We start from the raw sequence: 18,824 nt of genomic DNA, 5'->3' as shown, positions 1-18,824 counted from the left end.
GTCGGCGGGGAAGCTTTCCTTGGGACCGGAGCCGCCGGAGCGGCCGCCGCCGAAGCCGCCGCCGCGACCGCCGCCGAACATGTTGGACAGCCCGCTGAACAGGAACTCGCCGCCGGCCACGCCTGCAGCCGTGGTGCCCGCAGTCCGCAGGAAGCTTCCAAAGCCGCCGGGCTGGGCCGGCTGACCGCCTCCGAACAGACCGCCGAGCAGACCGCCCCGCTGCGGGGGCGGCGAGTAGGCCGCTTGGGCTTGCTGGGCAGGATAGGGTTGTTGCACGTAACCCGGCTGGGCGTAGCCCTGCTGGGGGCTGCCTTGCTGACCGCCTTGCCATGGGCCGCCTGCCCCCAGGAAGGAGCCGCCGCCCTGCCCTGACGGTTGGGCCTCGCGGAGCTGGCTTTCCAGCTGACCGATCCGGTCCTGAGCCGCGTGCAGCGCCTGATCGGCGATGATGGCGTGTTGGACCAGCAGGTAGGCGGCATCAGGATTGGCGAGCAGAGAACGATCGATCAGGTCGGACGCCTCGGCGTCCTTCAGTCCACCTCGGGCCTGGGTCAGGTCCTGGAGGAAACGGGTGAGCAGGGTCTTTTCGTCGGGGGTCATGACGCCGTGAGGTCCCAGAAGCTGAGGCGGTCGCCTCACGAGCACATGTGGTCGTGCGCCCCCGGCACGTCCAGTCGCGCCGGGTTAAGCTTCATTCATCCCGCCAGAGTTGGCGCATTGGCGAGCGTCAGGCGGCTTCGCGCTGCGGCTCGACCTCTTCGGAAGGAAGTGGGAGGTCCTCGCTCACGACGTCCGCCACAGGGAAGCCCATGTCGAGGCTGTAGACGGTGAAATCCATGACGCGCTCCCGATCACCGCACCTTCATCGTATGCGTTGTGCAGCCATCGCGCCGCCCTGTCTGCGCCGCAAGCCCGAACCTGGCTAGGTCGGTGCGGCGGATGTGCGCAGCCTGGCCTCTGCCGCACGGCGCGCCGCCGGGTCGCCGACATGCATCCACTCGCCCAGCAACAGAACGCCATGCAGGCGGCCCTGGACGGCCAGCCTGCGCCAGATGCGGGAGGTGGAGAACACCTCGCCCGGCTCGGCGGCCGCGAGCGTCGGCTTGAACACCTGCACGCCGCAGAAGGCGTAGGGTGCGGACGGAGCCTCGTCTCGGAAGCTCAGCCGTCCGTCCTCCGCCATGAAGAAATCGCCGGGCCCGTCGAGGCCGAGCGCGTGCTCGGTGCGGGTCACGAGTAGAAGCGCGTCCATGCGGGCCTGATCGAAGGCCGCGCCGAGGCTCCGCAGCGCCGACCTGCCCGTCTCCACCCAGATCGCGTCGATGTTGGCGGTGAAGACAGGGGCTTCTCCCAGCAGCGGGTAGGCGGCTTTGAGCCCGCCGCCGGTCTCCAGCAGCTGGGTCCGCTCGTCGGCGATGACGATGTCGGGCGGCCCGGTGCGCGCGCCGAGATGGGCTTCCAGCCGATCGGCGAAGGCGTGCACGTTCACCACCGCACGCCGCACGCCCGCCTCCGCCAGCCGATCGAGCATGTGGTCGATCAAGGCGCGTCCGCCGACCTCCACCAGCGCTTTCGGGCGATCGTCGGTCAGCGGCCGCATGCGCGTGCCGAGGCCAGCCGCCAGGACCATGGCCGTCGCAGGTGGGCTCACGCCCGCGCCTCCGCAGGCGCATAGCGGTCGAACCAGAGCTTCAAGGCCGCCAGGTCGGGATGTTCAAGGTCGCGCGACAGGTGTCGCCACATGCGCGGCAGGAAGGCGCGGTACTTCTCGCGTCCGAAGGCGGTGATCTGGCGGGCGAAGACCGGTCCGAGGATACGCAGGGCGTTCAGGGCGCCAAGCGCGGCGTAATCGGCGCGAAACGCCTCGGCGTCCATATGGGGCCGGGCCGCGAGATATCGGGCCAGCATGGCCGCCTCGAGCGCCGGCGCCACATCCTGTCGCGCGTCCTGCAGCAGCGAGACGAGGTCCCAGGCCGGGTGGCCGCAGACTGCGTCCTGGAAGTCCAGCAGACCGACCCGGCCCACGCCTATCCGGTCGGGTAGCCAGAGCAGGTTCTCCGCATGGTAGTCGCGGTGCGTGAACACCGTGGCGCCCCGCTCGCCCCGCGCCAGAATGGGCGCCCAGAGGTCCGGCCAATCCGCCAGCGCCTCCGGCGGCGGCGGCGCCATCCGGGCCAGCGGCGGCCACCATTGCAGCCAGAGGTCCAATCCCATGCGAAGGGCCAGGGCGTCATAGGTCGGCAGAGCCCAGGCCCCGCCGCCCGGCACGTCCAGGATGGCGGGCGGCGCCTCGGCGTGCAGGTTCACCAGCAGATCGACCGCCTGGCCATAGACCTCGGCGGGGTCGGCGCCGGCCTCAAGCCGGTCCCGGAACAGGTCCGAGCCGAGATCCTCCAGCACGGCGAAACCCTGTGACGCGTCGAGCGCCAGGACAGCGGGCGCGGACAGGCCGCGGGCGCGCAGGAAGGCGGCCACCGCGGCCCAGGCGTCGACCCGCCCGCCCGCCAGGCGTGTCACCGCGTTGTAGCCGAGCGCGATCCTCTCAGAGGGTGTCGCATCGGAAGGGGCCGCCTCGCTCTCTGCGGCCGGCGGGGCATCCATCAGGATCAGCGGAGTGTGTCGGCTCGCCGGATGCAGCCGCACATAGGCGCGGGTCGACGCGTCACCGGGCATCGGTTCGCGGACCGCATCTGCGAGCCCGTGGGTGCGCAGGAACGCCTCGCGCAGTTCGGAGCGACCGGTCAGGTCCGGCGGGACCGCATCAGTCCCGCGCGGGTCGGAGAAGATCATGCTCACGCCCGGTCCATACGCCATGTCCACGCAGAGTGGCGATGCGCCCGCCGTCGTCTGCGATCTCCAGCCGCACGTCCAGCCGGTCCGGGGGCAGCGCGCCGTCCAGCCGCTCGCTCCACTCGACCACCGCAGCGCCCACGTCCAGCGCCTCGTCCAGGCCGATCTCGAAGGCCTCTTCAGGCCGCTTCAGCCGGTAGAGGTCGAGGTGCGCCAGAGGGAAGTTCGGCCCCTGATAGGTCTGCATCAAGGTAAAGGTGGGGCTCGGCACGTCCTGATCCGGGCGGGTCAGCGCTCGCACGAGCCCTCGCGCCAGGGTGCTCTTGCCAGCCCCAAGCGGTCCGAACAGGCAGACCGCCTCACCCGCACCCAGCGCTTGCGCCACTTGAGCCCCGAAGGCCTCCAGCGCCTGCGGCGAGTCGAAGCGGCGGTGTGAACTGTCGCGCTCCAGGGCTTGCATGGACGAGCTGTTTCCCATGAGCTATCGACCCCGGCAAGCCGGGAACGCACCGGCGGGCCGGTCGGCGGCGCAGAGGATTTCGGGCTTGGCGAACAAGGACGGGCGCATCCTGATCCTGGGCGCGGGCCACGCCGGCGGCACCGCTGCAGCTTTGCTGCGCCAGCAGGGCTGGACCGGGCCGGTGACCCTGCTCGGCGATGAACCGGTCGCCCCGTATCAGCGCCCGCCCCTGTCCAAGGCTTGGCTCAAGGGCGAAGCCGATGCAGACTCGCTCGCCCTGCGTCCGGAAAGCTTCTACCCCGAACATCAGATCGAGCTTCGCCTGAACGAGAGGGCGGAGCGGATCAGCCGCGGCGCGGGCGGAGGCGAGGTTCAGCTCGGCAGCGGCGAGAGCCTTGCCTACGATCGCCTGATCCTGGCCACCGGATCGCGCGCACGCCGCATAACCCTGCCGGGCATGGACCTGGAGGGTGTGCTCGAGTTACGCACCGCCGCCGATGCCGACCGGCTGAAGGCGGCGCTCCAGCCCGGTGCAAGGCTGGCGGTGGTCGGCGGCGGTTATATCGGCCTGGAAGCCGCTGCCTCCGCCCGGGCGCTCGGGGCCGAGGCCGTGGTCATCGAGCTGCAGCCGCGCCTGCTGTCCCGAGTGGCGCACGAGGCCCTCGCCACCTTTGTCCACGATTACCACCGCGCCCGAGGCGTGGCCTTCGAACTGGCCGCCGGCGTGGATGGGCTGGAGGGCGAAGGCGGCCGGGTCTGCGCGGTGCGTCTGGCGGACGGCCGACGCATTGCCTGTGACGCCGCCCTGATCGGCGTCGGCGCCGTTCCGAACCAGGAGCTGGCGGAGGCTGCAGGGCTGGCCTGCGACGCAGGCGTGGTGGTCGATCTCGCCGCCCGCACCTCGGACCCTTGCATCCACGCCATAGGCGACTGCACCCGCCGTCCTTTGCCGCTCTACGGCTGCATGGGCCGGCTGGAGAGCGTCCCCAACGCCCTGGAGCAGGCCAAGCAGGCGGCCGCGGACCTTTGCGGGACCAAGCCGCCGACGCCGGAGACGCCGTGGTTCTGGTCCGACCAGTTCGACCTGAAGCTCCAGATCGCCGGCCTGCCGCTGGATGCAGTCCGCACCGTCGTACGCGGCGAGCCGGCCACCGCCCGCTTCGCCGTCTTCCACCTGAACGCCCACGACCAGGTCCAGGCGGTCGAGGCCATCAACGCAGCTCCCGAATTCATGGCGGGCCGCCAGTTCATCGGCTCGCGTAGACCGGTCCACCCCGGTATGCTTCGCGATATTTCCGTTTCCATGAAGGAGGTCGCGGCCTAGTCGCCGCCACCTCGCCCTTTCCCACCGCACGGACGCCCATGGCCAAGATCACCTATGTCGAATTCAACGGAACCGAACATGTCGTGGACGTGAAGCCCGGCCTGACCGTCATGGAGGGGGCGGTGAAGAACAACGTCCCAGGAATCGACGCCGACTGCGGCGGAGCCTGCGCTTGCGCCACCTGCCACGTCTATGTTGACCCAGCCTGGACGGAGAAGACTGGCACGCCCTCGCCCATGGAGGAGAGCATGCTAGACTTCGCAGAGGCCGTGGAGCCGAACTCGCGCCTTTCCTGTCAGATCAAGGTCACTGAGGAGCTGGGCGGCCTCTTGGTCCGGATGCCGGAAAGTCAACACTAAGCGGCGCCGGGCGGCGTCTCCGGACGCTTCCTCATCGTCTCGAAACGCTGTAGTCGGCGTAAGTGGCCTGGTAGCTCAGTAGGATAGAGCAGCGCTTTCCTAAAGCGGAGGTCGGGGGTTCGAGTCCCTCCCAGGCCGCCACGCAGTCCAGCATCCTGCTCTGCGTCAGCCAAAGTCAAAATTCGATTGTGACTACCGCTGTTCAGCGGAGCCATTCCGTCGTCGGCCAAGCAGGAGCGGGTAGGGTCACGCCGTGAGCGAGAGCGGAGCCGTGTGCCTGGCCGCAGAGACGGCGAAGCGCGACGGTTTTGATCCCACCCGCGCCTGGTCGTGCCCCCCTCGTTGGGAGGCAGCGGCGGTCAAGCCCCCGGAGGGGGCGGGTCGGGGGCCACCTGGCCGTTAAGTCCGTGCTAGATAGTGTCTCAGTTTGAAATTGAGGCTTTGCGTTCACCGGCCCAGAGCCGCGCACAGGCAAATGCGCAGGCGCCCGCGACCGCGCCGCCGAAGCCCTGATCGCCGGCTGAGCTAGTCGCAGTCCCGAGCAAACCGCCAACGGTCCCGGCTGCTATGAGGCCAAGCGCCCAAATAGCTACAGCGCGAAGGTTGGCCATGCCTCTCGTCCGCCTACTCAGCAACTCGCTTCTTGTAGAGTCCGCGCTTGGCGGGTTCGGGCTGGCGCGCATCAATCCGCTCCGCGATGTCCTCCAGTGACCATAGCTTGTCGGTGATCCCCGCCGCCATAGCGGGCGTGACCTTCAGCGTCTTATGGATGCGGCAGAAGTTGTAGGAGGCGAAGTAGAGCGCCAAGGCTTGGATGTGGTTGTCCAGCTTCTTTGAAAAGGCGTTCGTCAGGCGGGTGAACCGACGCATGCACATCCTGTGGACGTGTCGATCTTCACATGGCGTTTGGTGACGGGATTGAGCGCTTGCACACGCTCCTTCACCGGCCCTTTCCGACCGCCGTTGCCGGTATTCTTCGCCACGTGCGGATCATAACTCATCTGCGGGCGGATGCTGAGCCGCCCTGGGTCCAACGCGACCCTCAGCCGTGTAGCGATTAAGGCCAAATTCTGGCTCGGGTCGCGAGCCGTTGCGGGCCCATCGCCCTCCCCCCCCCTCGGACCGAGTTGAATGTCGTGTTTCTGGAGCCCCGCTGGAGTCCGCAGCGGGCGCGGAGCAACCCAAAGATGGTCAGATCTGATCCGTCCCGCACCTGCCTATCCCGTGAGCACCTTGCGGATTGAAGCCCCGATCTGCCCGCCGCAGTATGTTTCGCCGAAGTCCTGCCGGGTGCTCGCGGCAAGCGCCGCCAGCGCTGGCAGCTCGCCCATGCGACGGACAAGGGCCGTCGTCATAGGTGCTGCTGATTGCAGCATCGGCCCGAGGGTAGGGAGGCGGTCGGTCATTGTGGACCACAGCGTGTGGGTGATCACGTCAGCGAGGCCAGGCACGTTGCCGCCGAGTAGAAAGCCAGCGGCAGGCTGCAGGCCGTGGCGACGGCCGGTCTCCTCCCAGATGGACATCCACTTCCGCAGCCGCGGGACGAAGGCGCGCCAGCTTCCCGACGTCCACATCTCGCGTCCCCCGTCCAGTGTAAGCTCATCGATGACGTCGTTCGCATCATTGACAACTTTTGCACTCAGCGCCCGGAGGCTGGCTGAGGACGGCAGGAGGTCCAACGTCTCACCGAGATACAGGATTATGGCCGGCATCTGGGCTATGGCCACTTCGGCCTTCCTATCAACCAGGACAGGCGGTCCCATGAAGGGGACCGGCATGTCCTCAACCGGTCCGCTCATAAGGGCTTCGATCGCCTCGTGGCCCCCCTCCGTCCAGGTCACGCCGGCGTAGGCCAGCACGGCTCGAACGAACTGGCCGCGGAAGGGCACGGGCCAGTAATAGAGCTGGTACTCAGACATCGTGCACCCCAAGCTGCAATCCGGTCAGACGCTGAACGCGGCAGGCTTTGGTTCGGTCATCGGCCGCGGCCGCTTTGGGCGCTATTCGGACAACGTCGTCGCCTTCAGCAAGTCCGGGATGGCTGAGCGGAGCTGGAAGTAGCCTCGCGTCGACTTCGGCCAAGTGAGTTCGTCCCAGTCTCGTCGCACCCGGATGCAAGGCGGCAGGACGTCCGCAGACGGCCCGACGGGCGCCCAGGCCGTAAGTGCGGGTAGGCCTTCCTCCCATCCCGGCTCGGCCGCGCCTGTTTTGCAGCCGAAGTGCGCGCCGGCTCTCGCCAAGGCGTCCAGCATGGCTTCCTGATCGGCGGCTCGGACCTGCTCTGATGCGCCTTCCGCATGGGCTGTGACGGCTGCCACCTTCGCGACGCGCGCTGAGCCGAGCACCAAGCTCTCCGGGTTGAGGTCGTCCAGGTGCAGGAGCAGCGCGATCTCGCCGGCAGGCGCCGTGTCTGCTGGCGCGAGCTCAATCAGGGGAGCTACCTCCTGCTCGGTAAGAGCCTGCACGTTCTCGTTCAGACCCGCCGGCCTGAACCGTCCCTCAGTGTAACGCGCGATGTTCTCCGCACGGGCTACGTAGGCCTTTCCCCGCGTGTGCAAGCCCGCCACCCACCGCCAGGACAGCGTATTACTCGCAGGGTCGCCATCAAGCAGGTGGCTCATGAAGAAGTCGGCGCCCAACGCCCAGGGTAGGCGCAAGGTGAAGATCCAGATGGAGGCGAACCACATGCGCGCATGGTTGTGGAGCCAGCCTTGCTCCACGAGGTCGTGCGCCCAGTCGTCGAAGCCGTCGATCCCTGTGCGCCCCTCGACGGCCTCAACGTAGGCCCGGCGCAAGCCGGCGTTTCCCACCATTGCCTCATGGGCGTTGAAGGCCTGACGTTTGTAGTCGGTCCAGATGGCAGGTCGGGTCTCTAGGTGGCCCTTGAAGTAGCTGCGCCAGACTACCTCCTCGACAAAGCGCTCCGCCATGCGATGCCCGTGGGCGTCGATGGCCGCGGCGATCACTTCCGCCTCGGTGATGAGGCGGCGACGCAGGTACGGTGACAACACTGAGGTGGTTGGATGCCGGTCCGGGCCGCGATCCGTATTGCGGGACGCGGCGTAGCGGCCGCCGCTAGTGGAGCGGAAGGCAGCCAGGCGCGCCACACCGACGGAGCGCGTGAAAGGCTCAACTTGGGTCATCTCTCTTAGGTAGGGATGCCCTAAAGCGTCCGCAGGTACATGCCGGCTCGAACGGCAGCCCGACCATCTGCGGCGAACCGCAAGGCGCTGCAAAACTTCGACTTTCTGGCAAAAAGGCGGTGGCCGCTTTTGGCGCAGACCGCCACGAGTTTGCCCGCGAACCTCAGTAGCGACGCGATCAGTCCAGCCCCTTGGCGATGGCGGCGAGCTGCTTGGTGCGCCCCTGCGTTAGGCGTGCTTCGCACTCTGCGGCAACCTGGGGCTCCATGCTTCCGCCGCGCACTGAATAGGCCTCCACCGTGCATTCGCTGTCGCGGAACTTGAGCCAGTCTCGCTGCGCGGCGAGCAGGGCGTTGGCGTAGCTCGGCCGGGTATCGCCGCGGGGGACCTCGGCGTAGTCCTTGTCGCGCTGATGCTCAGCGGCGAGGGTGAGCTTCCACTGAACATTCATGGCCGCGTCGGCCCGCCGATCGGCGTCGCCGGCACATCCATCCGCCGAGGCCTGGTCCGGCGGGTTGGCGCAGTTGACGCCGGCGGCGAGGAGGAGGGCAAGGAGCACGGCGAGCCTACAGCTGATGTTTGGAGTAGGGCTTCTTGAAGCCGCGCTGACGGAAGTAGACGCTGCCGCCGACGATGACCAGAACCACGAGGGTCATAAGCACGGCTGCGGCGAGCCGGTGCTGATGACCCTGGTAGTTCGAGAGAGCACCGGCCCAGACCGCGACGCTGGTAGCCATCGCGGGGCCGAAGCGGGCGTCCACGCGGCCGGGCAGACCGTCCACCCAGCCAAAGGCGAGGGCGCAGTCGGTGTCCTGGTATTTGACGTCGCTGCCGGGTTGCCACGTCAGGGTGGCTATACCCGAGTGCGAGTGCATGGCGAAGCCAAAGCCCGGCGCGATCTCGGCGTTGAAGAAGTCTAGGAAGATGAAGGGCTTCAGTTGCTCGCCCCAGCCGTCGGGCCTGATCAGCCGCGAGATCGGGCCATGCTGGACGCCCCTGGACGCCGGTCGAGCCCGCCGATCTGTCCAGCCATGTGACGATCCGCAACCTCAATGCGCCGCGGCCGGACACCTGGGTGCTTTGCAGGGGCGACCGCACCGAGGAGGTGCAGGTCGGGGGCTCACTCGTGGTCAACAACTTCGGGCTGATGCGCCAGCTTGCGGTGCTGGGGCTGGGCGTGGCCATGCTGCACGAGCCCATGGTCGGACCGGACGTTCGCGCCGGCCGGCTGAAGCGCATCCTGCCGGACTGGATTCTTCGCGAGGCGCCGGTCTACGCGCTGATGCCGAGCCGGCTGGTTCCCGCCAAGACGCGCCTGTTCATAGACATGCTGACCGCACGCGTCGGCCCGCAGATGGGAGCCGCCTTCGCCACGTCGCGGCCGGAGTGATTGGACCGCGGGCGGGAATGTCATTCCCAAGTAGATGGATTATCCTGCCGTCTGAATACAGCTAGGCTTTCACTCGGATCAGAGGAGAGAGCCATTGACCCGCCGCCCCGGACGGATCGCTGATGGGCGCTCCCATCGACGAGGCGGCCGACGTCTTCACCCTTATCAACACCTTCCACACCTCGCGAGAGCGCCAGGGCGCCATTGTGGAATCGCTGCGGCGCTTCACCGAAGACGTGGCGCGGGAGCTACCAGGATTCGTCGCCGCCTCGATGCACGTCAGCCTCGATGGAGCGCGGGTGGTCAACTACGTGCAGTGGAGGAGTCGCGCCGATCTCGACGCCATGCTCGCGCTGCCCTCGGCCAAGGTCCACATGGCCGAGGTCGGCGCGTTGGCGGACAAGGTCGAGCCCGTTCCCTACCGCGTGGCCTATGTCGGTTCGGCGGGATGACGCGAGCGGTCGCCGCCGCGCTCGCTCTGAGCTTCGGGGCGGCTGCGGGGTCGTTTGCGGCGGGCGCCCCGTCGGCTCCGCTCTCGCCTTTCCGCTACGATGACGACCCGGCCGGCTATGCCAGCGCGCCGGCGGACGATGTCTACGCGAAGCTGAAATACATCCCGCTCGGACCTGAGGACTATCTCGCCTTGGGCGCGGACCTGCGCGAGCGGGTGGAGGCGAGCGACGTGGGCCTGCTCGGCTTGCGCAATCCGGGCGCAAACGCCTACGATCTGCACCGGCTGCTGGTCTTCGCTGACCTGCAGCTTGGCCCCGACGTCCGAGGCTTCGTCCAGCTCGGCGACCACGAGGAGGTCGGGCGCAAGCCGGCGGCGATCCCCACCGACACCGATCAGCTCGAGTTGTCCCTTGCGAGACTGGGCGCATCGCTACAACGCCGATGGCGTCGACGGCCTGGTCGACCGGCCGCGCCCTGGCCGTCGGCCGCGGCTGGACGCGTCCCAGCAGAAGCAGGTGGCGCAATGGGTCGACGAAGGTCCTGATCTTGCGCGAGACGGGGTGGTTCGCTGGCGCTGCGCCGACCTAGTCAAGCGGATCGGGACCCCTGCCGTGCCGACGGAGACAGTTTGCACTCAGACTGCCAGCACCGGCACTACTTGACAGGATTCTGGAACGTAGGCAGAACGTTCGTGACGCGTTCCGGCAGGCGCGCCGCCGAGCCGTGGGACGGTCATGCTGACGCGCAAGCAACATGAACTTCTGATGTTCATCCATGAACGCATCAAGGAGAGTGGGGTCTCCCCTTCGTTCGATGAGATGAAGGACGCGTTGGACCTGGCGTCGAAGTCCGGCATCCATCGTCTGATCACGGCGTTGGAAGAACGGGGATTCCTCAAGCGTCTGCCGCACCGGGCTCGGGCGCTCGAGGTCGTGAAGCTGCCGGAACAGGCGGCTCCTATGGGCCGGAGGCGCACGGCCTTTCGTCCACAGGTGGTGGCGACAGGCGGCGTGGGTGACAGCCAAGGCCGGCCGGCGCCGGCCAACGATTTCCAAAGCCTGCCGGTGCTCGGGCGCATCGCGGCGGGTACGCCCATAGAGGCGATCCAGCAGGAGCGCGAGCGCATCGCGGTTCCTGAGGCGCTGCTGGGGTCGGGTGAGCACTATGTGCTGGAGGTGCAGGGCGACTCGATGATCGAGGCCGGCATCCTGGACGGCGACTTCGTGGTCATCCGCAAGGGCGATACCGCCCAGACGGGCGAGATCGTCGTAGCCCTGGTGATGGGCGAGGAGGCGACGCTGAAGCGGCTGCGCCGCAAGGGCGGCTCGATCGCACTCGAAGCCGCCAACCCCAGGTACCAGACCCGCGTGTTCGGACCCGACCAGGTGGAGGTGCAGGGCAAGCTGGTGGGGCTCATCCGCCGCTATCACTGATGGCCGGCCGCTCCGTCGCCGAAGGCCCGGTCCCTCTCTTCGATGGGATCGGACGTTCCGGCATGGCGGGGGGAAGGCTCCAGGGCCGCAATCCCCGCTCCGTCTGCGCCCACGCCACCCGCCAGCCCCTTGGATCGGCGTAGATTTCGGCTGAACCGCCGCGCTGGAAGTCGATCTGGGTGAGCATCAGGGCGTGAGGACAGAGGTCCGGCGCAGGCGCAGGGCCGCGCACCACCAGAATGTCGCTGGCCTGGCACAGGGCGGCCAGCCGGTCGGCCGGCGCAGGGCGCCGGCTCCACCAAGCGCCTAACGCGGGGCTGACGCCGTCGCGCGGCGAGCAGGCGCTGCGGTCGCAATCGAAGGCCAACTCGGCCTCGGACTGAGAGTCGAAGGGGGTGAGCAGGCCGCGCCGGGTGGTCCAGGCATTACTGGCGAAGCCGCGGACCGCAGGCTTCAGCACCACGGCGCGGCCATCCTCAACGACCGCAGCGTTGTCGCCGTCCTCCGCGACCCAGGCCACGGGCGCGGGCGGCCTCGGCCAGACCAGCACCGCAGCGGAGAGCGGCGCGGCCAGCCAGCGCAGGCGGCCGCGCCACAGGCAGGCGAACACCAGGGCGACGAAGGCGGTGACCAGCGCCGGCTGGGGCGCGCTCGGCAGAGTCCGCACCGCGCCCGGCAGGGTGGCGAAGAGGTGGGCGATGGCCAGGATCGCCTGGGCCGCGACGCTCGCCACCGCCTGGGGCGCGCCCATCCAGCCCGGCGGGATCCCGGCCGCCGCGCCGGCCGCGCAAACCACCACAGATGGCATCAGGACGAGGCTCGCCACCAGGTCGGCGGCGAGATTGGCGAACAGGCCGTAGGTGGCCATGCGGTTGAAGTGCTGCAGGGCGAAGGGCGCGGTCGCCAGCCCGGCCACCAGGCTCACCGCCGCCATGGCCACCGCCCAGTCCCAGGCGTGCTGCGGCCAGGCGATGAACCAGGGCGCCTCGATCTTGCCCGATCGGCGGGGCCAAGCCTCCGCCATGGCGACCAGGGCGGCGGTGGCGCAGAACGACATCTGGAACCCCGGCTGCACCACCGAGATCGGCTGCAGGGCCAGTACCGCGAGGGCGGCGACTGCAAGCGAGCGCATGCTGATCGGCCTTCGTCCGCACAGCATGGCCAGGAAGGCGACGCTGGCGGTGATCGCGGCCCGCCGCGCCGGCGGATGAGCGCCGGACAGGGCGAGGTAGACGACGCAGGCGACCAGGCCTGCCCCCGCCGCCAGCTTCTTGCCGGAGACGCGCAGGGCCAGCCACGGCCATGCCGCCACCAGCAGCCGCACCGCCGCGTAGACGAAGCCGGTGACGGCGGCGGTGTGCAGGCCCGCGATGGCGAGCATGTGCGCCAAGCCTGAGTTGCGCAGGTCCTGAGCGTCGGCCTCGCTGAGCCAGGCCTGGTGGCTGGTGGTCACCGCCGCCGCCAGGCCCGCCGCGTCGCCGCCGCCGAGGTTGTTCGCCAGCCGGCTGGCCAGCCGCCAGCGCAGGGTGTTCAGCCTCACCTGCGCCCAAAGCCGCCAGTCCATGGGCGGCAGGCTGACGGGCCTCGGCGGGCTGAGGGCCAGGCCCACGCCGCCGAGGCGGGAGAACCAGGCGTCGCGGGCGAAGTCGAACCCGCCGGGGCTCGCCGGGCCTGGCGGCGGGTCCAGGATGGCGTGGACGGTGAGCCCGTCGCCCGGCTCCACGTCCGTGGGCTCGCGCAGTGTGATGCGCACGCGTACCGGCAGGGCGGCGGGCGCGAGGCCCGAGATCGCCACCGGCTGGAGCAGCAGACGCAGCCGCCCACCCGCCGTTTCGGCGATATCGACGACCCGTCCGGTCACCTGCGCCACGCCGAGCCCGTCGGGGATCACCGGCGCGCGCGCCTGCTCGGTCACGAGCTTGGCGTCGGCGAAACCGAGCAGGCCCACGGCCGCCAGGGCGAGGGCGATCGAGGCCGCCGGCCGCGCCGCCGTCCGCCAGGCCATGGCCGCGACCGCAAGCGCCACCCCGCCGCTCCCCCAGCCGATCCAGGCGGCCGGTTCGGACTTCAGCCCGAAATAGACGGCGCATCCGCCGCCGAAGGCGACGGGCAGCCACAACATCCAGCGCACCGCCTGGGCCCGCACCTCCTCCCCCAGGGCCGCCCAGGCGCGTCGGGCGAGCGCCGCCAGGCTAGGTCTGCGGCGGGCCAGCGTGCTAGAAGCGCCGGCTCCGCCCCCACCCGCCCTGGTCCCCGCCCCTTCGATGACCGACCCATCCGCCGTCGTCACCCGCTTCGCCCCCTCGCCCACTGGCGACCTGCACATAGGAGGGGCGAGGACGGCGTTGTTCAACCTGCTTTTTGCACGGCATACGGGTGGGCGGTTCCTGATCCGGGTCGAGGACACCGACCGGGAGCGCTCCACCGCCAGCGCCGTGCAGGCCATCTTCAAGGGCCTGGACTGGCTGGGGATCGCCGCCGATGCGGAGCCCGTGTTCCAGCACACCCGCGCCAACCGGCATCGGGAGGCGGTGGCCGACCTGCTGGCCCTCGGCCGCGCCTACCGCGACTTCACCACCGCCGACGAGCTGGAGGCTGAACGCGTAGAGGCCCGGGCGGAGGGTCGCGTGGTGCGCTCCGCCTGGCGCGACCGCGACGCGGACCAGGCGGACGGACGGCTGTTTGTGGTGCGCTTCAAGGGCCCGCACGAGGGCGAGACCCTGGTGGACGACCTGGTCAAGGGCCCGGTCCGCTTCCAGAACAAAGAGCTGGACGATCTGGTGCTGCTGCGCACCGACGGGACGCCGACCTATAACCTGGCCGTGGTGGTGGACGACCATGACATGGGCGTCACCCACGTGATCCGCGGCGACGATCACCTGAACAACGCCGCCCGCCAGTCCCTGATCTACCAGGCGCTGGACTGGACCGTGCCGCGCTTCGCCCACATCCCGCTGATCCACGGGCCGGACGGCGCCAAGCTGTCCAAGCGGCACGGGGCGCAGGCGGTGGGGGAGTTCGCCGGCATGGGCTACCTGCCAGAGGCCATGCGCAACTATCTTGCGCGGCTCGGCTGGGGGCACGGCGACAGCGAGATCTTCACCGACGAGCAGGCGGCGGAGTGGTTCGACATCGCCGACGTGGTCAAGGCGCCCGCGCGGCTGGACTGGGCCAAGCTGAACCACGTCAACCAGCAGTACATCCGTAATGCCGACGACGCCCGGCTCACCGCCATCGTCACCGAGGTGCACCGCGGGCGCGGCGTGGCCCTGCATGACGCCGCCCTGCCCCGCCTCGCCGCCGCCACGCCCCTGGTCAAGGAGGCGGCGCACACGACCCTTGAACTCGCCGACCTGACCCTGTTCGTCCTGCTCACCCGCCCGCTCACGCTGGACGACAAGACCCTCAAGCGGCTGGACCCCGAGACCCTCGGCAGGCTCGGCCGCCTGGCGGCTACGCTGGCTCCGGTAAAGGACTGGGCGCCCCCTTCACTGGAAGCTGCGATCCGCGCGTTCGCGGAGGCGGAAGGCGTCGGCGTAGGCAGGTTCGGCGCGGCCCTGCGAGGCGTGCTGAGCGGCGGAACGCCCGCCCCGGACCTCGCAAGCGCCCTCACCGCCCTGGGCCGGGAGGAGAGCCTCGGCCGCATTCACGACGCGCTTTCCCCAGCCGCGTGAGACGCTATAAGGCGCCCGTGGCGGTGTTCCGCCGCGGCGCACAATGCGCCTCTGCGTCGCACGGGAATGAACCATGGAGAGCAAGGTCACGTCCAATGGGTCGGCCAGTATTTCGGTCGGCGGCAAGGAGGTCACCCTTCCGGTCCTGAAGGGCAGCGTCGGGCCCGACGTGGTGGACATCCGCAAGCTGTACGGCGAGACCGACGTCTTCACCTTCGACCCGGGCTTCACCTCCACCGCGAGCTGCGAGAGCCAGATCACCTACATCGACGGGGACAAGGGCATACTGCTCTACCGCGGCTACCCCATCGAGCAGCTGGCCGAACATTCCAGCTTCCTGGAGGTCTGCTACCTGCTTCTGAACGGCGAGCTGCCGACCGCGGCCGAGCTGGAGCAGTTCACCCATACCATCACGCACCACACCATGGTGCACGAGCAGTTCGACCGCTTCTTCCAGGGCTTCCGCCGCGACGCCCATCCCATGGCGATCATGGTCTCGGCCGTCGGCGCCCTGTCGGCCTTCTACCATGACAGCACCAACGTGCATGACCTGCAGCAGCGCGAGATCAGCGCGCACCGCATGATCGCCAAGGTACCGACAATCGCCGCGCGCGCCTTCAAGTACGCCATCGGCCAGCCCTTCGTGTATCCGAAGAACGACCTCGGCTACGCCGAGAACTTCCTCCAGATGTGCTTCTCGGTTCCGGCTGAGGACTACAAGGTGAACCCGATCCTGGCCAAGGCCATGGACCGCATATTCATCCTGCACGCGGACCACGAGCAGAACGCCTCCACCTCCACGGTGCGGCTGGCGGGCTCTTCGGGAGCCAACCCGTTCGCCTGCATCGCGGCAGGCGTGGCCTGCCTGTGGGGGCCGAGCCATGGAGGCGCCAATGAGGAGGCGCTCAACATGCTGCGCTCGATTGGCCATGTGGATAACATCCCTGAATTCGTCCAGGGCGTGAAGGATCGCAAGTACAAGCTGATGGGCTTCGGCCACCGGGTGTACAAGAATTACGATCCGCGCGCCAAGGTGATGCAGCAGACCGCCCACGAAGTGCTGGACGAGCTTGGCAAGCACGATGATCCGCTGCTGAAGGTGGCGCTGGAGCTGGAGCGCATCGCGCTCAGCGACGACTACTTCATATCGCGAAAGCTCTACCCGAACGTGGACTTCTATTCAGGCATCACGCTGAACGCCATGGGCTTTCCCAGCGAGATGTTCACCGTGCTGTTCGCTCTGGCGCGCACCGTCGGCTGGATCGCTCAGTGGAAGGAGATGATCGAGGATCCCGCGCAGAAGATCGGGCGCCCGCGCCAGATCTACACCGGCAGCCCGTCGAGGGACTTCGTGCCGGTCGATAAGCGGGGGTGACCGCCTTTTCCTCGGCGGAAGCACAGCGTCCGCTGACACCGCCTGGGTCGCAACCCTGACCAGTTCCGCTCTTTCCCCGGACTTGTTCCGGGGGCCGGGGGCGCTTCATGTGAAAGCCTCGCGCTCCGGATGCCCGCAACAAGTGCGGACAAAGAGCATCGGGAGGACATGACTGCGGCATGTCGATCTCCCGCCGTCACTTACCTCTGCAACAGGTTGAGCGCCGCATCGGCCGCGCGCTCGGCGGGGACCAGGGTGGGGTCTCTCCCCATCGCGTCCAGGGCCTCGAACTGCGCCTGCACCTGGCGGCGGCGCAGGCGGGGATTGGCCAGCCGCTCGGCGAGGGCTGAGGCCAGCCGCTCGCCGGTGCAGTCTTGCTGGATGAACTCCGGCGCCACCGCTTCGTCCGCTGCGATGTTGAACAGGGTGATGAAGCGGGTGGTGACCAGCCGTTTCAGCACCTGGTAGGTCAGCGGCCCAACCCGGTAGGCCACCACCATGGGACAGCCGAGCAGGGCCAGCTCCGTGGTCACGCTGCCGCTGCAGGCGAGCGCCACGGTGGCGGCGGCCATGGCGTCGAGCTTGGGGGCGTCGCCCTCCACCACGTCCGGCGGCACGCGCCACGTGGCGAGGACCGGCTTCAGGGCCTGGGCGACCGTAGGGGCTACAGGGACGACGACGCGCAGGTCTGGATACCGCCCCTTCAGGCGGGCGACGGTGTCCTCGAACGGCGGACCCAGACGCGCAATCTCGGAGGGGCGGCTGCCGGGGAGCACCAGCAGGATCGGCGTATCGTCATCTGCGCCGATGTGGCGTCGCAGGCGCTGCGGGTCGGCCGAGGAGACGTCGCGGGCCAGGGTCGAGTTGCCCACGAAGGTGGTGGCCAGCCCCTCGCGCTCGAACCAGGGCGCGTCGAAGCCGTGAATGGTCAGCAGGTGGTCCACCGAGCGCGCCAGCACGCGGGCGCGCCCGGGTCGCGACGCCCAGACCTGGGGCCCGACATACTTCACCAGCGGCAGAGTGCGCCGCAGCCGCCGAAGGCCCTGCGCCACCCGCAGGGTGAAGCCCCAGGAGTCGATCAGGACCGCGATGTCGGGCCGTTCGCGCGCGGCGAGCGCCACCGTGTCGCGCACCCGCCGCTTCACGCGTGGGTAGGCGCGCACGCCCTCGAAGATGCCCAGGATCGACAGCTCGGCGATGTCGAAGGGGCTGGTCACCCCCTCGGCCGCCATCCGCACCCCGCCGACGCCGACGAAGCGCACGCGCCCGCCCAGCCGACGACGCAGGGCGGCGGCGAGTTCGGCGCCCAGGATGTCGCCGGAGGCTTCGGCCGCCACCAGCATGACGGTCAGGGGAGGGGCGGCGGCCTCCACCTCAGCACCCTTCGCCCGGCAGGCCGACGACGAACAGGCCGAGCCGGTCGGCCAAGGCGACGACCGCCTCGCGCTGGAGGACCAGCAGGCCCCCCGCCTCCGCCGCGATCCCGGCCAGGCCCGCGGCGGCCGCGCCTTCGACGGTCGCCGGGCCGAGCGTGGGCAGGTCCACGCGCCGCTCCTGGATGGGCTTGGGCCATTTCACCAGCACGCCGCACCGGGCGTCCGCCGTTCCACGCAGGGTTGCAGGCAGGGCGGCGCAGCGGGCCAGCATGGCGTCGGTGCCTTCCTGCGCCTCCACGGCCAGCATCACGCCGCCTGCGACCACCACCGCCTGACCGATGTCGAGCGCACCGACGGTGCGGGCGGCGGCGAGCGCCTGGGCCAGGTCGGCCTGATGCTCCGGGCCGGGCGCGTGGCGGCCGAGGAGCCCCGGCGGAAGGGTGAGGCCGGCATGGACCTGATCGGCCCCTTCGACCGTAAAGCCCTCGCCTTCGAACTCGGCGACGAGGAAGCGCAGCAGGGCGTCGTCGCCCTTGCGGGCCGCGGCGATGGCGGCGGGGAGCGAGCGCAGGCCGCGCAGGTCGGGCTTGAGGGCCGAGAAGTCGGGACGCTTGACCTGGCCGGCGAGGCAGACGGCGCCGCAGCCCGCTTCGCGCAGCAGGGCGAAGATGCGGCCGAGTTCGGCGATGCCGACCTCCTCGCCAGGAAAGCGGGCCAGCGCCGCCGGATCGGCGAAACCCCTCAAGCGCAGGACGAAGAGCGGCCGGCCCGCGGCGGTGCAGGCCTCGGCGAGGGCCACAGGCAGGTCCCCGCCGCCGGCGACGAGGCCGAGTTTCAAGGTCTCACTTCCCTTCCGGAACGGCGTTGGTAGGTGAGCCAACTTATCCTCCCCTGCGCAGCGGGGGAGGTGGCGCGTCGCGGAACGCGACGTGACGGAGGGGGCGTCGCCATCGCTGCGGCATCGCTGCCTGAAACGCCAGCGGCGGCGACGCCCCCCTCAACATGCTGCGCATGGTCCCCTCCCCCGCTGCGCAGGGGGAGAAGATC

The 18,824-nt window shown here is 69.3% G+C and carries 17 protein-coding genes, 1 tRNA gene and 4 pseudogenes; 10 read left to right on the top strand and 12 right to left on the bottom strand.

Translation table 11 applies throughout. The annotated features are described in order from the left end of the window. The 4 genes from HUV06_RS06770 to tsaE form a co-directional block, all read right to left on the bottom strand. The coding region (locus HUV06_RS06770; protein ID WP_174300505.1) for a DUF2076 domain-containing protein at positions 1-600 on the bottom strand (600 nt) is incomplete at its 3' end. A 322-nt stretch (positions 601-922) separates the two neighbouring features. Then, the gene (locus HUV06_RS06765) at positions 923-1,630 is read right to left on the bottom strand and encodes a nucleotidyltransferase family protein (protein ID WP_174300511.1); all 708 of its coding nucleotides are present in this window, start codon (positions 1,628-1,630) and stop codon (positions 923-925) included. 17 nt (positions 1,631-1,647) lie between these two features. Further along, a complete protein-coding gene (locus HUV06_RS06760; protein WP_174300510.1) occupies positions 1,648-2,790 on the bottom strand; it encodes an aminoglycoside phosphotransferase family protein in 1,143 nt (380 codons plus the stop codon). After that, complete coding sequence (tsaE, locus tag HUV06_RS06755; RefSeq protein WP_174300509.1) at positions 2,762-3,250, bottom strand: tRNA (adenosine(37)-N6)-threonylcarbamoyltransferase complex ATPase subunit type 1 TsaE; 489 nt, start codon at positions 3,248-3,250, stop codon at positions 2,762-2,764. Before tsaE ends, HUV06_RS06760 begins: the two co-directional genes overlap by 29 nt. A 76-nt stretch (positions 3,251-3,326) precedes the next feature. Between tsaE and HUV06_RS06750 the strand changes: the two genes are divergently transcribed. The 3 genes from HUV06_RS06750 to HUV06_RS06740 all read left to right on the top strand — a co-directional run bounded on the left by HUV06_RS06750 (position 3,327) and on the right by HUV06_RS06740 (position 5,074). After that, positions 3,327-4,574: an NAD(P)/FAD-dependent oxidoreductase gene (locus HUV06_RS06750; protein ID WP_254600934.1), complete on the top strand. Its 1,248-nt coding sequence runs from the start codon at positions 3,327-3,329 to the stop codon at positions 4,572-4,574. A gap of 38 nt (positions 4,575-4,612) precedes the next feature. Further along, positions 4,613-4,933 carry a 2Fe-2S iron-sulfur cluster-binding protein gene (locus tag HUV06_RS06745; RefSeq protein WP_174300503.1) on the top strand — a complete coding sequence of 107 codons (321 nt, stop codon included), beginning with the start codon at positions 4,613-4,615 and terminating at the stop codon, positions 4,931-4,933. A gap of 64 nt (positions 4,934-4,997) precedes the next feature. Next, positions 4,998-5,074 (top strand) — tRNA-Arg (locus HUV06_RS06740). Between the two features lie 483 nt (positions 5,075-5,557). On the opposite strand, the pseudogene HUV06_RS06735 reads toward HUV06_RS06740, so the two are convergent. From HUV06_RS06735 to HUV06_RS06715, 5 genes and pseudogenes are all read right to left on the bottom strand, one after another. Beyond that, positions 5,558-5,812: pseudogene (locus HUV06_RS06735) on the bottom strand (hypothetical protein); the annotation flags it as partial. 338 nt (positions 5,813-6,150) lie between these two features. Next, positions 6,151-6,852, bottom strand: coding sequence for a glutathione S-transferase (locus tag HUV06_RS06730; protein WP_174300502.1), 702 nt, complete (start codon positions 6,850-6,852; stop codon positions 6,151-6,153). An 81-nt stretch (positions 6,853-6,933) separates the two neighbouring features. Further along, complete coding sequence (locus tag HUV06_RS06725) at positions 6,934-7,941, bottom strand: FAD-binding domain-containing protein (RefSeq protein ID WP_217433669.1); 1,008 nt, start codon at positions 7,939-7,941, stop codon at positions 6,934-6,936. Between the two features lie 313 nt (positions 7,942-8,254). Further along, positions 8,255-8,635: a lysozyme inhibitor LprI family protein gene (locus HUV06_RS06720; protein ID WP_174300500.1), complete on the bottom strand. Its 381-nt coding sequence runs from the start codon at positions 8,633-8,635 to the stop codon at positions 8,255-8,257. A gap of 7 nt (positions 8,636-8,642) precedes the next feature. Next, positions 8,643-8,951 (bottom strand): hypothetical protein, encoded by a 309-nt coding sequence (locus tag HUV06_RS06715; protein WP_371811011.1) that lies wholly within the window; start codon positions 8,949-8,951, stop codon positions 8,643-8,645. A 113-nt stretch (positions 8,952-9,064) separates the two neighbouring features. On the opposite strand from HUV06_RS06715, the pseudogene HUV06_RS06710 reads away from it, so the two are divergent. The 5 genes and pseudogenes from HUV06_RS06710 to lexA form a co-directional block, all read left to right on the top strand. Beyond that, a pseudogene (locus tag HUV06_RS06710) lies at positions 9,065-9,466 on the top strand (LysR substrate-binding domain-containing protein); the annotation flags it as partial. A gap of 122 nt (positions 9,467-9,588) precedes the next feature. After that, positions 9,589-9,918, top strand: a complete 330-nt coding sequence (locus HUV06_RS06705; protein WP_174300498.1) for an antibiotic biosynthesis monooxygenase — start codon at positions 9,589-9,591, stop codon at positions 9,916-9,918. Next, positions 9,915-10,274: pseudogene (locus HUV06_RS16235) on the top strand (hypothetical protein); the annotation flags it as partial. The gene HUV06_RS06705 and the pseudogene HUV06_RS16235, both read left to right, overlap by 4 nt. 55 nt (positions 10,275-10,329) lie before the next feature. Next, positions 10,330-10,518: pseudogene (locus HUV06_RS06700) on the top strand (helix-turn-helix domain-containing protein); the annotation flags it as partial. A 135-nt stretch (positions 10,519-10,653) separates the two neighbouring features. Further along, positions 10,654-11,352, top strand: a complete 699-nt coding sequence (gene lexA, locus HUV06_RS06695; RefSeq protein WP_174300496.1) for a transcriptional repressor LexA — start codon at positions 10,654-10,656, stop codon at positions 11,350-11,352. Here lexA and HUV06_RS06690 read toward each other — a convergent pair. After that, positions 11,333-13,642 carry a ComEC/Rec2 family competence protein gene (locus HUV06_RS06690; RefSeq protein ID WP_254600928.1) on the bottom strand — a complete coding sequence of 770 codons (2,310 nt, stop codon included), beginning with the start codon at positions 13,640-13,642 and terminating at the stop codon, positions 11,333-11,335. The two genes, lexA and HUV06_RS06690, sit on opposite strands and share 20 nt — an antisense overlap. Here HUV06_RS06690 and gltX point away from each other — a divergent pair. Both gltX and gltA read left to right on the top strand, forming a co-directional pair. Next, positions 13,617-15,026 carry a glutamate--tRNA ligase gene (gene gltX / locus HUV06_RS06685; protein ID WP_174300495.1) on the top strand — a complete coding sequence of 470 codons (1,410 nt, stop codon included), beginning with the start codon at positions 13,617-13,619 and terminating at the stop codon, positions 15,024-15,026. The two genes, HUV06_RS06690 and gltX, sit on opposite strands and share 26 nt — an antisense overlap. A 73-nt stretch (positions 15,027-15,099) precedes the next feature. Next, positions 15,100-16,401: a citrate synthase gene (gltA, locus tag HUV06_RS06680; protein ID WP_174300494.1), complete on the top strand. Its 1,302-nt coding sequence runs from the start codon at positions 15,100-15,102 to the stop codon at positions 16,399-16,401. A 200-nt stretch (positions 16,402-16,601) separates the two neighbouring features. Here gltA and lpxB read toward each other — a convergent pair whose 3' ends face one another. Together lpxB and HUV06_RS06670 are read right to left on the bottom strand one after the other, a co-directional pair. Next, positions 16,602-17,744, bottom strand: a complete 1,143-nt coding sequence (lpxB, locus tag HUV06_RS06675; protein WP_174300506.1) for a lipid-A-disaccharide synthase — start codon at positions 17,742-17,744, stop codon at positions 16,602-16,604. A 31-nt stretch (positions 17,745-17,775) separates the two neighbouring features. Continuing rightward, positions 17,776-18,615, bottom strand: coding sequence for an LpxI family protein (locus HUV06_RS06670; RefSeq protein ID WP_174300493.1), 840 nt, complete (start codon positions 18,613-18,615; stop codon positions 17,776-17,778). Positions 18,616-18,824 lie beyond the last annotated feature (209 nt).

This window comes from Caulobacter sp. S45 (genome assembly GCF_903642205.1).
GTDB lineage: Bacteria > Pseudomonadota > Alphaproteobacteria > Caulobacterales > Caulobacteraceae > CAHJWH01.
This window is presented reverse-complemented; position numbering and strand designations above follow the sequence as displayed.

Bases quoted from the DNA above. Each gene is read 5' to 3' on its own strand.
- HUV06_RS06715 (WP_371811011.1), bottom strand. From the start codon at position 8,951: ATGCACTCGCACTCGGGTATAGCCACCCTGACGTGGCAACCCGGCAGC.
- lexA (WP_174300496.1), top strand. From the start codon at position 10,654: ATGCTGACGCGCAAGCAACATGAACTTCTGATGTTCATCCATGAACGC.
- HUV06_RS06760 (WP_174300510.1), bottom strand. From the start codon at position 2,790: ATGATCTTCTCCGACCCGCGCGGGACTGATGCGGTCCCGCCGGACCTG.
- gltA (WP_174300494.1), top strand. From the start codon at position 15,100: ATGGAGAGCAAGGTCACGTCCAATGGGTCGGCCAGTATTTCGGTCGGC.
- lpxB (WP_174300506.1), bottom strand. From the start codon at position 17,744: ATGCTGGTGGCGGCCGAAGCCTCCGGCGACATCCTGGGCGCCGAACTC.
- tsaE (WP_174300509.1), bottom strand. From the start codon at position 3,250: ATGCAAGCCCTGGAGCGCGACAGTTCACACCGCCGCTTCGACTCGCCG.
- gltX (WP_174300495.1), top strand. From the start codon at position 13,617: ATGACCGACCCATCCGCCGTCGTCACCCGCTTCGCCCCCTCGCCCACT.
- HUV06_RS06730 (WP_174300502.1), bottom strand. From the start codon at position 6,852: ATGTCTGAGTACCAGCTCTATTACTGGCCCGTGCCCTTCCGCGGCCAG.
- HUV06_RS06705 (WP_174300498.1), top strand. From the start codon at position 9,589: ATGGGCGCTCCCATCGACGAGGCGGCCGACGTCTTCACCCTTATCAAC.
- HUV06_RS06765 (WP_174300511.1), bottom strand. From the start codon at position 1,630: ATGGTCCTGGCGGCTGGCCTCGGCACGCGCATGCGGCCGCTGACCGAC.
- HUV06_RS06745 (WP_174300503.1), top strand. From the start codon at position 4,613: ATGGCCAAGATCACCTATGTCGAATTCAACGGAACCGAACATGTCGTG.